The organism is Nitrosomonas communis (assembly GCF_024102715.1).
Classification (GTDB): domain Bacteria; phylum Pseudomonadota; class Gammaproteobacteria; order Burkholderiales; family Nitrosomonadaceae; genus Nitrosomonas; species Nitrosomonas communis_B.
Genome location: NZ_JAGFJM010000065.1, coordinates 16,533 through 27,410 on the forward strand (window position 1 = coordinate 16,533; position 10,878 = coordinate 27,410).

At 47.2% G+C, this 10,878-nt stretch carries 15 protein-coding genes; 4 read left to right on the plus strand and 11 right to left on the minus strand.

All coding sequences use genetic code 11. The features are described from left to right. Positions 1 to 18 precede the first annotated feature (18 nt). The 3 genes from J5I83_RS06280 to moeB form a co-directional block, all read right to left on the minus strand. Positions 19 to 309, minus strand: a complete 291-nt coding sequence (locus tag J5I83_RS06280) for a MoaD family protein (protein ID WP_304054256.1) — start codon at positions 307 to 309, stop codon at positions 19 to 21. A 70-nt stretch (positions 310 to 379) separates the two neighbouring features. After that, positions 380 to 823 carry a M67 family metallopeptidase gene (locus J5I83_RS06285; protein WP_304054257.1) on the minus strand — a complete coding sequence of 148 codons (444 nt, stop codon included), beginning with the start codon at positions 821 to 823 and terminating at the stop codon, positions 380 to 382. A 34-nt stretch (positions 824 to 857) separates the two neighbouring features. Next, positions 858 to 2,030 carry a molybdopterin-synthase adenylyltransferase MoeB gene (moeB, locus tag J5I83_RS06290; protein ID WP_304054259.1) on the minus strand — a complete coding sequence of 391 codons (1,173 nt, stop codon included), beginning with the start codon at positions 2,028 to 2,030 and terminating at the stop codon, positions 858 to 860. A gap of 351 nt (positions 2,031 to 2,381) precedes the next feature. Here moeB and J5I83_RS06295 point away from each other — a divergent pair, with 351 nt between their 5' ends. Together J5I83_RS06295 and J5I83_RS06300 are read left to right on the plus strand one after the other, a co-directional pair. After that, positions 2,382 to 2,564, plus strand: a complete 183-nt coding sequence (locus tag J5I83_RS06295) for a hypothetical protein (protein WP_304054260.1) — start codon at positions 2,382 to 2,384, stop codon at positions 2,562 to 2,564. Positions 2,565 to 2,729: 165 nt separating this feature from the next. Continuing rightward, the gene (locus J5I83_RS06300) at positions 2,730 to 4,271 is read left to right on the plus strand and encodes an amidohydrolase family protein (protein ID WP_304054261.1); all 1,542 of its coding nucleotides are present in this window, start codon (positions 2,730 to 2,732) and stop codon (positions 4,269 to 4,271) included. Between the two features lie 196 nt (positions 4,272 to 4,467). Here the strand turns inward: J5I83_RS06300 and smbP are convergent, their stop codons facing one another. Next, complete coding sequence (gene smbP / locus J5I83_RS06305; protein ID WP_304054262.1) at positions 4,468 to 4,812, minus strand: small metal-binding protein SmbP; 345 nt, start codon at positions 4,810 to 4,812, stop codon at positions 4,468 to 4,470. Between the two features lie 314 nt (positions 4,813 to 5,126). Between smbP and J5I83_RS06310 the strand changes: the two genes are divergently transcribed. Both J5I83_RS06310 and J5I83_RS06315 read left to right on the plus strand, forming a co-directional pair. After that, positions 5,127 to 5,570 (plus strand): class I SAM-dependent methyltransferase, encoded by a 444-nt coding sequence (locus J5I83_RS06310; RefSeq protein WP_304054263.1) that lies wholly within the window; start codon positions 5,127 to 5,129, stop codon positions 5,568 to 5,570. Further along, the gene (locus J5I83_RS06315) at positions 5,571 to 5,855 is read left to right on the plus strand and encodes a hypothetical protein (RefSeq protein ID WP_304054265.1); all 285 of its coding nucleotides are present in this window, start codon (positions 5,571 to 5,573) and stop codon (positions 5,853 to 5,855) included. A 233-nt stretch (positions 5,856 to 6,088) separates the two neighbouring features. Here the strand turns inward: J5I83_RS06315 and J5I83_RS06320 are convergent, their stop codons facing one another. The 7 genes from J5I83_RS06320 to J5I83_RS06350 form a co-directional block, all read right to left on the minus strand. Then, complete coding sequence (locus J5I83_RS06320; RefSeq protein ID WP_304054267.1) at positions 6,089 to 6,439, minus strand: LEA type 2 family protein; 351 nt, start codon at positions 6,437 to 6,439, stop codon at positions 6,089 to 6,091. A 74-nt stretch (positions 6,440 to 6,513) separates the two neighbouring features. Then, the gene (locus J5I83_RS06325; protein WP_304054269.1) at positions 6,514 to 7,353 is read right to left on the minus strand and encodes a transposase; all 840 of its coding nucleotides are present in this window, start codon (positions 7,351 to 7,353) and stop codon (positions 6,514 to 6,516) included. Between the two features lie 102 nt (positions 7,354 to 7,455). Continuing rightward, positions 7,456 to 7,878, minus strand: coding sequence for a monovalent cation/H(+) antiporter subunit G (gene mnhG, locus J5I83_RS06330; RefSeq protein WP_304054270.1), 423 nt, complete (start codon positions 7,876 to 7,878; stop codon positions 7,456 to 7,458). Further along, positions 7,875 to 8,156 (minus strand): K+/H+ antiporter subunit F, encoded by a 282-nt coding sequence (locus J5I83_RS06335; protein WP_304054271.1) that lies wholly within the window; start codon positions 8,154 to 8,156, stop codon positions 7,875 to 7,877. The genes mnhG and J5I83_RS06335 overlap by 4 nt, the downstream gene beginning before the upstream one ends. Further along, the gene (locus J5I83_RS06340) at positions 8,153 to 8,638 is read right to left on the minus strand and encodes a Na+/H+ antiporter subunit E (RefSeq protein ID WP_304054273.1); all 486 of its coding nucleotides are present in this window, start codon (positions 8,636 to 8,638) and stop codon (positions 8,153 to 8,155) included. The genes J5I83_RS06335 and J5I83_RS06340 overlap by 4 nt, the downstream gene beginning before the upstream one ends. Next, positions 8,635 to 10,266: a monovalent cation/H+ antiporter subunit D gene (locus tag J5I83_RS06345; protein WP_304054275.1), complete on the minus strand. Its 1,632-nt coding sequence runs from the start codon at positions 10,264 to 10,266 to the stop codon at positions 8,635 to 8,637. The genes J5I83_RS06340 and J5I83_RS06345 overlap by 4 nt, the downstream gene beginning before the upstream one ends. Beyond that, positions 10,263 to 10,607 carry a Na+/H+ antiporter subunit C gene (locus tag J5I83_RS06350; protein WP_304054277.1) on the minus strand — a complete coding sequence of 115 codons (345 nt, stop codon included), beginning with the start codon at positions 10,605 to 10,607 and terminating at the stop codon, positions 10,263 to 10,265. The genes J5I83_RS06345 and J5I83_RS06350 overlap by 4 nt, the downstream gene beginning before the upstream one ends. Between the last annotated feature and the right edge of the window lie 271 nt (positions 10,608 to 10,878).

Below are 10,878 nucleotides of genomic sequence, written 5' to 3' on the forward strand. Positions count from 1 at the left end.
CGGGTTTCCTTGACAAGGTTAACAATCAACCTTTTCTTGTCCGCCGGCAACGGCGGGCAGAATAGTCAGTGTATCGCCATCATTCAGCTTGGTAGATAATCCATTACCAAAGCGAATATCGTCATCATTTACGTATATATTGATAAAGTGGTGCTCTTTTCCGTTAGTGATCAGTTTTGCTTTGAACCCTGGATACTGTTGTTCCATGCGTTCTATGATCTCCAGAACGTTTGCACCCTCGATCTCGATCTTCTTTTGATTATGGGTGAGCGGTCTTAAGATAGTTGGCACATTGACGGTAATAGGCATATTGACTCCTTGAAATTTTCAAAATTGGAAAAAGCAGCAGGTGGTGATAACCAGATGACGATGGAAGCCGCTAGGCTACTTTTGATAACCCGGCAGTCGATTTATGTTTATCCAGGATCCTGATCCTTTCTTCTACGATCATTCCATGCAAAATACGAAAGCTGCGGATTTCTCTTTTGTAGCTGGGATCTGTTGGGATAATGACGTAATGGGATTGCGGCTCGGAGGCGTATTCAATATCAGTACGGCTTGGGTACGCCGACGAGCTTGTATGCGAGTGATAGATGACAACCGGCTCTTCGCCGCGCGCAGCCATTTCTTTCCAGACTTGTAGTTGCTGTTGCGGGTCGAATTGAAAGAATGTCTGCGAGTTCGCTACATTCCGCATAGGAATCAGGCGCGAAGGTATATCGGAACCTTCGATGCCAGCAATGACGCCACAGGTTTCAATGGGATGATCTTGGTTTGCTTGCGCAAGCATTGCTTCAATGAGCTCAATGTGTATGGTCAGCATCTCTATCTCCTGATATTGATTGATAAACAAAGCATTAATAAATTGGCAGCGACTGATCTACTTCTTCGATCCAGGCGAGAATTCCACCGTTCAGGCTTCTAACGTTGGTAAATCCTTGTTCCTGCATTTCGATGAGCGCATCGCGGGAGCGAACACCCATCTTGCAATGAAGGACGATAAAGTCGTCCTTGTTTAGCTGAGATAACGCTGCGCCAGACATAATTTCACTTTTGGGAATATGCCGTGCGCCTTCAATACGGACAAAATTCCATTCCTCGATTCCGCGTACATCGATCAATTGCATTTTCATGCCGTTTTCACGCAATTTTTTAAGTTCCAGTGCGCTGATGACCGGGACATCTGTCTCATTGTCTGCCGCCAACTGCTTGAGGCCACAAAATTCCTGATAGTCGATCAAGGACTTGATGGGGGTTCTGCTAGGCGCGCGGCGTATGGGGATGAATCGATACGTCATGTCCAGTGCATCGTATACGGCAAGTCTGCCCAGCAAGGTCCTGCCCAGGCCAGTAATTAATTTGATTGCTTCGGTAGCCATCATTGCGCCTATCGCGGCGCAAAGAACGCCAAATACACCACCTTCTGCGCAGGATGGCGCCATCTCCGGCGGCGGGGGCTCGGGATACAAATCACGATAATTCAGCCCTGCATCTCCTGGCGCATTTTCCCAGAAGACGGAAGCCTGTCCTTCAAAACGGAAAATGGAGCCCCAGACATATGGCTTGCCGGCAAGCACGCAAGCATCATTGACAAGATAGCGGGTAGCAAAATTATCAGTACCATCCACTACCAGGTCGTAGTTTGAAATGATGGCTTCAGCATTCGAAGCCTCAAGGCGTTCGTTATGGAGTTGTACTTGAACAAATGGATTCAGTTTGTTGATTGAGTCTTTTGCGCTTTCAGATTTTGCTCTGCCAACATCTGCGTCACTATGAATGATTTGCCTTTGCAGATTAGATTGGTCGACCGTGTCAAAATCAACAATCCCCAATGTGCCGATTCCGGCGGCTGCTAAATACAGTAGGGCAGGCGATCCCAGGCCGCCCGCGCCAATTACCAATACTTTACTGTTTTTCAGGCGCTGCTGCCCTATCAGCCCTACTTCGGGAATGAGCAGATGGCGGCTGTATCGTGCAATCTCAGCGCTGCTTAATTCTTTTGCTGGATTTACTAATGGCGGTAATTGCATAAAATTTTCTCCTTGATTAACGCTTAAAGAAATTGAGCTGAGATGAAGGTGGACTTTGTCAACCATTCCTTTGTGAAACTGGACCTGAATGCAATTGAGCTTTCTTCATCAGAAAATTGAATGCTGAAAGGAGGGTGGCAATTATTGCTAATGGCATATATTCTTTTGGTCTAAATTTTCTTTCTCTGATTATTACCATTTCATCTTTATATCAATATTTAAGTTTAAATATCATAATGTTGTTGTTTTTAACAGCATAAGAATGTACTTGTGTTTCTTGGCTATAACTTGGAAAAACAAGTGCGTCTATTTCGTTGTTGCATACTCTAAACGAATAATTATGAATTTAAAATGCGACAAATTGCCGCGCGGCAATTTGTCGCAGCGCTATCGGAAGGGCAGGGAGCATCGATGGGGGATAGTAAAAGCCGGTTTGAGAATCAGCGCAACTATGGCGTTATAAAACATTCTGCGCGACATCAGATGCACTCAATGCACCATAGCAAGGTGCGGCAATTTGCCGCATTTTCATGATAGTGGCTTGTCTTTACAATGCGAAACTGCTTTTAGAGCAGGATGGAAACATCACATGCCATCGTATTAGATAAGTCATATTTTCTATTATTTTCTGTTTTTAAACGAAATTCATAATATGAAAATAATTAATCAAACCCATTGAGAGAGAATTTTTCAAAGAAAATGAAAAATAGAAACCATAGCCCCGGTATCAAGAATCTGATGATTGTGATTGCAACGGCATTATTGCAAGGAGTCAGTTTTGGCATCTTTGCACACGGTGGTGAAAATCATACTGACTTAACTACTTCAGAAATACCAGGTCTTCCAGGCTGTCAAATATTGACGGCAGCCCGACTGTTCGATGGGATTAATTTTCCTCAAGACAATATGTCAGTGTTCATTGAGGGAAATACAGTTACACAAGTCGGCTCAGCGGAAGAATTAAATGGACTGTGCGAAAATCGGATCAATTTAGGCGATGCAACCATCCTGCCTGGATTCATTGAATCACATGCGCATATTACCTTCCAAAATGTTAGGAGAGGTTCAGTACTGGAGCATGGCATAACCACCGTTCAGGATACCGGCGGGCCGTTAATGGCTCCTGAAGGTGGTCAAGGTACCCTACGCTTACTGACTGTTGGTCCAATCATCCAGGCCCCTGGTGGATATCCACTGAACGTATTCGGAGGGGGTGCGGGAGGGTATGACAAGATTGCCATTCCAGTTGATTCAGTTGCCGAAGCTGAGAAAATCGTTGCTGATCTCGTTGCGGGTGGGGCAACAGCCATCAAGATAGCACTGGAACCTGGCGGAGAAAGCGGTGCGCCATGGATGCAGCCTCATGGTGGACATCCAGTACCTTCTCCTCCATGGCCGTTGCTTTCCCAGGATATTGTGAATGCGATTGTCACCAAAGCACATGGATTAGGCAAAAGAGTACTTGTCCATGTAGGTGAGAATGCCGGTTTTGAACGGGCGCTTAACGCAGGTGTTGATGAGTTTGCTCACATCCCTTGTTCTGAAATCAGAGAAGATTTGTTGCAACGCGCGGTGGATCAAGGTATTACTTTTGTAACCACGATAGATACGCTTGCTTCTTGTGTAAATACCACTACCCATAAGGGAATTCATTCCAATACGATGAGTTTGGCGAGCAAAGGCGCTAAATTTATTTATGGTTCTGAAATAGGGCACGACAATGTTCCCTGGGGAATTAATGGAGAAGAGCTCCATATGATGCTGCACCTGACAAGCGGAGAATCGATTGATTTTACGGACGTTGTTAACGTCCTCAAAGCAGCAACTTCAAAGGCCGGAGAACATTTAGGTTTGGCTCCTCTCGGCACCCTGGTAGCTGGCGCGCCGGCCGATGTGATCGCAGTGCGAGGAAATCCGTTTGAAAAATTTAAACTGCTGGAGTATCCGGACCTCGTCATCTCAGGAGGCCGCACTATTATCAATAAATTTCTAAACCAGGCCTCGCAAGCTGATATCGACTGCCTCTTTAGCTGGGCTGAAGGCAAATATCCCGATATGTTTGCTCCCGCCGGAGCTGCCACCGAGATTTCGAGTATTTACAGCTATCGTTATTATCCGGCGAGCAAAACTTATCTGGGTGTTTCTTCAACTGACAATCATGTTTATTACATGGAGACTGACGGGTTATTGCAGAACAAAGGTCCAATATCCAATTGGCTGCCTGTGGCTGGATGTCGGTAAGCAACAAGAATATGCCAACATTCCATCAGAAATTGCTGGATTCGGGTATAGGCTGTTATATCCATTGCCGGTGACATTTCAGCATTTCCGTTAATTTTATTTTTTGTTGAATGGATGTGGATGATTTGGAAGGTGTAACTATCTTTTGTCGATTCCCCGGCGCTAGGCCGGGGGCGTATGCTTGGTACAGCGACTATTAATGACCAGATTCGCGCATATGTTTGATGGCTTCTCCGGTATGTTTAGCTGCCTCGCCGGGGTGGTCCATTTCAGCATGCTTGATGGCTTCTTCCAGGTGCTTGATCGCTTCATCCATATGTTTGTGCGACGCAGCATGATCATCTCTTGCCGCTTTGGCATGTCCAAGACTTTCTTTGGCGTGCTTAAGCGCATCTTTAGCATGACCCATTTCTCCATGCGCCACGGCTTCCCCGGCATGCTCCATGGCTTCTGATGTATGGCCAGCATCAGTCGCATAGGTTTGGGTGCTTAAGAAAAATGCTAACATTCCAATTGCTATAGTCGTTGATATCGCTTTCATGGCAATTTCTCCTTCTTTTGCTTAAAGATTGATAATGTCAAAACATGGTCGGTATACTTGAAAGAAACTCATGTTATCCGATTTCACAACTTCCGAGAAAAGAGCCGATCTCGCTAACATTTTTCTCATATTTAATACACTACGTTCTCTTTATAGCACATCTTTTTGCAGAAAAACAATATTTCTAACGTGACTATTCAATCCATGAAAGCAATAAATTTGAGTCTTAGCTAGCCAGGGAGCGGTCACTTTTTAAAGTGCCATGCATGGATACTTCTATTCTTGTCATCATTATTTTCATTACGATAATACTCATGACATCTGCCAAATCGACCGCCATCTTCACACGCTCCTGCTCATTGTGTGATCTGATCATGGAACATAACGAGATGCTCCATCACGAAATTTATAGCGGAGTAAGCAATCTGCTCAAGCAACGCAATGATATCGGGAGATATCGTTTACTGGATTTAGGATGTGGCAATGCGCACTATCTGGTGCCTTGCCTGAAGCAGTCTCCTCCTGCGCTGTATGAAGGCGTCGATTTGTCCAAAGCTGCACTGGCTGAGGCGCATAGTTATCTGGCAGGATTCCCTGGCCTGATCACGCTGAGGCATGGTGATCTACTGGCAGCAATCGAGTCAACTGACAAAACATGGGATGTGATCTTTTCGGGACTTGCTGTTCATCACCTCATGCTTGATGAAAAGGCGCGCTTCTTTCGTGCTGTTGGGCGCTGTCTCGCGGAAAATGGCTGATTGATTCTGGTGGATGTCGTGCGTGAGGAGAACCAGAGCAGGGAAAATTACCTGGAGGGTTATCTGGAATTCATGCGCGAAAACGGGATCAAGGTGCCCCAGGAACAATTGAGAGAAATTCGCGCGCATGCGCATGCGCATGATTATGATTACCCGGAGTGTCTTTCTATCCTGCAGGAAATGGCGAGTGCGGCCAGCTTGAATGCTAGCTGTATAATCAGCCGTTACGGGCAGCATTATGCGCTTTTATTTACACACTCCAGTCTGCCAGGAATCTGCTACTGACCCACTCCAGGCTAGCTTTAAAAATTACTGCAAATAAGTGTGGATAGCTCTCAATGACAAGCAAGCATTCATTGTTTGCTCCAACTGTGCAAAATTTCAACAGTCTAGAAACATTAATCGCCAGCACCGTTAATTGGTAAAGACACGTCGCCTTTCTGCTCAAAGGGGATACTGCTCAGCCCTTGCAGGAAGAGCCGTCCAGAGAGCCGGTAGTCTATCTTGTCGCGGCTGGATCACTGTAATTCGCCCAATTGCTTCCATACCATTCCAAGAGTGCTGGTCGCTTGCACTTCCATCACTGCTTCACCCAGGCGGGGCACGGTCACGATCTTATCGGATAGGCCCTTGGCGAAAGCCACGCGGTTGAGTTCAGCATCAAAGGTTATGCCATTAATATGCAATGCAACGTCATTGGGATTCTGGATACGCAACTTGAGGATGAACCGTTGCTCCAGTAGACCGAGTTGCACAAGCTCGATGCTAGCCAAGGTAACGTTGGGACTTTGCTTTATTGCTCCCAGCTGGGTGCAGCTAGCTACAAAAGCAGCCATACCCAGAAACAGCATCAGAACAACGTGTTTCATAACATTCTCCAAACAAACAATGTATTTCAGAACAGAAGCAGCAGAAGAAGAGATCAAGCCTTGAAATATAACATCTATCTTTTCTCTGCTTTCTTAACAATCCGACTGATGGTGGCGTAATGCAGCCCAAATTCGTCCGCGATCTGTTTCATGGTGTAGTCACCTGTTTGATAGGCTGCCATAATGCCTTCATTTCTGTCGCTAAAAGATGAGTAATCGGAAAGTGGCTTAGCCTGCCCCTTTCTCTGAGCACGGGGGATTTCACTGCTATTTTTATCGGATTCGACATGTTGCAGCATTGTATCGACAAATGTATCGCTACCCAGGTAGATTTGTCCCCGTAAAGCATTCCAGACACTCGGTAATCCCACGCCCGCTCGAACGAAGTCCACATAGGCAGCCCTAGCCTGCTTTCGCTGCTTACCGAATTGCCCCAGTATCCAGTCCGTTTGCAACCACTCGGGACAACTGTTTTTTCCAATCATGGCTGGATAACTGCTCCATGGCCACTGATCGATGTTTGTTACCATCCCTGCCCGAACGGGGTTCAAGACAACATAACGCGATAGCTCAAGAAGATAACTCTCCTTTTCCACCAGAATTGCCTTATAACGTCCCTGAAAAACATGCCCGACACGATTGTGCCTGCGATTAACATACTGAGTATAAACACCATTCAGCTGCCGCATCCCCCTGGATAAATTTCCTTCCACTGTTTCCACCAGGATATGGTAGTGATTATCCATCAGGCAATACGCATGACATATCCAATTAAAGCGTTTACAGACATGCCCTAACAACGCCAACCAATGAGTGCGATCAGCATCGTCCAGATAAATCTCCTCCCGCCGATCGCCTCGGGATGTCACATGATATAAGCCACCGGCTAGTTCAATTCTTAACGGTCTCGCCATTGCAGATTCTTCAATTCCAACGAACCGAAGAGTAATTCATTATTTGTCGTTAAGCAAGACTTGACACCTTCTGGTGACACCTTCTGCGTGCTGTATCAAGCATTATTCACGCTCTCCAGATTCTAGATATACGGATTCCGTTTTATCTGCCAGCTTGAGTTTATCAAGTATGTCCTTAGGTAGATCCATGGCCGGTACTTCTGGGTTATTCTCTGAGCGATCACGATAAAGTGCGGCGCGGCCTAGCAACATAAAGGTAACTGGCGTTGTAATTGTGACGAAAATTCCGATCAGAATTTCATGAAAAACCGGGCGTGACTGCAAGGCACTGAAATATATTATCGACGCTAATACGATGGCTGCTGTTCCCCAGCTTGTGCCCAATGTCGGTGCATGGATGCGATCATAGAAGCTGCTTAAACGGTATAGCCCGAATGAACCGGTCAGCGTCAGCCCTGCTCCGATAAATAGGAAAGCAGCGACGAGCCATGCCACCCATAAAGGGAGGTCAGTAACGTGGTTCATTCGATCACCTCGCCGCGCATCAGGAATTTGGCAAGTGCCACAGTTGCTACAAAGCCCAATATACCGATAATCAATGATACTTCGAAGTAAAGTGTATTGCCGGTACGTATGCCGAAAACGAGAATTAACAACATGGAGTTAACGTAGAGTGTATCAAGTCCTAATACACGATCCTGCGCGCGCGGTCCCTTGATCATTCGAGCCAATGCTAGCACCATAGCGATTGCCAGCATGATCTGCGCGAAAGTTATAGCCCACAAAAGAATGGTAGCGCTCATTCAAATATCTCCAATAAAAGGTATTCATAGCGATTCTTGATGAGATCAAGCCAAACGGCTTCGTCTACTAGATCGAAAATATGTAATAACAGCGTTCCTTGTGCGAAATTATAGCCTAGCCAAGCAGTGCCTGGCGTGCTTGTTATGATAACTGCAAGTATGGCCAGACCGATCGGGTCGCGTAAGTTAAGTGGAATAGCCATGAAACCAGATTTTCGTGTGCGCTTGTTTCCTTGGAGGATAATTTTTGTTACGGCAATATTAGAGCGTGCGATATCGTAGAGTACGATGCCAGTCAGCCTGAGTAACAGATCCCAGCGCTTGGGTCGGGGTTTTGCAGGTTGGAGGGCGGCCATGCCCTGGGCAGCTATAAGCGCGATGATAGTACCGACAATGACCTGACCCAACGAAAAGCTAGTTAGCAGCAACCACATGATAATCAGACAGATGATCAGCAGTGGATAAGGAAACAGCTGACTCATTCTTCTGTCTCCATTTGCCATGGCGCAGCAGGTAGCGCTTTCATCACTCCTTCTATATATGATCGTGGTTCATGCAGGCTGACTGCCGTTGCCTCCATAAAGTGCATGATCGGTCCCGCCTGCACGGTGAGCGCAAGCGTCATGAACAGCAACATGGCCACCGGGACGATCTCAATGAGAAGTACACGCGGCACTAAAGTCACTGCCGGTGCCCAGAAGGTGCGGATTCCTGCACGCACCATAGCGATAAGAGCGGAAAGACCTGACAGAATGAGAAGGACTATGAGCCACCATGATGCTGACGAGATCGCGCCACCTTGCCCGAACCCTTCAGGATTGAGTATAGCCGTTAGGATAGCGAATTTAGCGATAAAGCCAGAAAGCGGTGGCAGGCCTGCCAGCAAAATACTGCAAGCGGCAAAACTGATACCAAGTACGGCAATCGATCCCGGAATAGCAACACCGATTATTTCTTCATCTTCTTCTTCCTCATCGCCTTCGCCAAAGGCTTCCCTAGTAACGGCCAGAACATTCGAGATTGCATTTTGCTCCCTTTCCACCAATTCGATGAGCATAAAAAACGCACTGATCGCCAGCGTGGAGCTGACTAAATAGAACAGCGCAGCGGCGGTAATATCGACCTGTGTGAGTCCTATGATTGCTAGCAATGTTCCGGAAGAAACTAATACCGAGAAGCCAGCAAGCCGGCCAAGCGCCTGTGAGGCTAGAACGCCAATAATACCGAAAACAATGGTTGCCAGTCCCCCGAAGAAGAGTATTGGCGATCCAAAACTACCCGAAATGCCCGGCTCTTCTCCGAAAAAAAGTAACGACAAGCGCAGTAGAACATAGACGCCGACCTTGCTCATGATGGTTAAGATGGCCGCAACCGGCGCCGGTGCAAAGGTATAAGTTGTCGGCAGCCAGAAGCCTAGCGGCCACATTCCTGCCTTGATGAGGAAGGCTACACCGAGAATGGCTATGCCAGATTCCAGCATTATACGACTCTCTTCGGCAATTTGCGGGATACGTATAGCAAGGTCAGCCATGCTGAGTGTGCCCGTGTTGCCATAGATCAAGGAAACACCGACCAGAAACAGCAGTGAAGCAGCAAGATTGATGGCGATATAGTGCAGTCCTGCCCTTACCCGGAGCAAGCCCGAGCCGTGCAACGCCAAACCATAGGAAGCAGCGAGCATTACTTCGAAAAAGACAAAAAGATTAAACAGATCTCCAGTAAGGAACGCGCCGTTCAATCCCATGAGAAGAAGCAGAAATAAAGTGTGGAAATGTAGGCCGGCCTTGTGCCAGCGCCCGAGTGAAAAAATCAGCGCGGGAATGGCAAGTACCGAAGTTAGCATGAGCATCATTGCCGATAGGCGGTCAAGCACCAAATTGATGGCAAAGGGAGGTGCCCAGTTGCCGAGTAGGTAGACCACGATCCGCCCGCCGTCGGTGTGCGAAATTTGTAGAAGCTCAATCGATACCATAAGCAGCGCAATGGCAGCCAGAATCGACGCACTTGCCTTGAGGCGTCGCTCACGATCTTCAAAAAAGAGAAGCAGTACGCCAGTAATAAACGGGATCAGAATCGGAGCGATAACGAGGTGTTCTGGAGTCAATATCATCGTTCAGTTTCCCTTCCGTCCACATGATCGGTTCCTGTCAGGCCGCGTGATGCAAGCAGAACAACCAGAAAGAGCGCAGTCGTGGCAAAGCCGATAACGATTGCTGTTAGTACCAATGCCTGCGGTACCGGATCCGCAAAAGTGGCGGAATCAATCTCGACACCAGCTTGAACGACGGGTGGTGCATTAATCGTAAGTCGCCCCATGCTGAAGATGAATAGATTGACGGCATAGGAAAGTAGCGCCAACCCGATGATGACTTGGTAGGTACGCGGACGAAAGAGCAACCATACCCCCGATCCGACTAGCACACCTATCCCAAGAGATAGAATTAGCTCCATCAGGTATCCTCCTCCATCTTTGTAATTTCAATAGTGCGAGTGCGATGGCTGCGGATTGATTGGTGAGCAAGTGCAATAAGTATCAGGGCAGTTGCCCCGATTACGAGTGCAAATACGCCCAGATCGGAGAGCAGTGCGGTGGCGAGGGGTATCTTGCCGACGAGCGGTATCTCAAGATAGTGAAAATAAGAAGTGACAAAGGGAACTCAGACTAGATAGGACTCTAGTCGATTACACATCGCTAGTAACAGACCAAATACGCGCCCACACA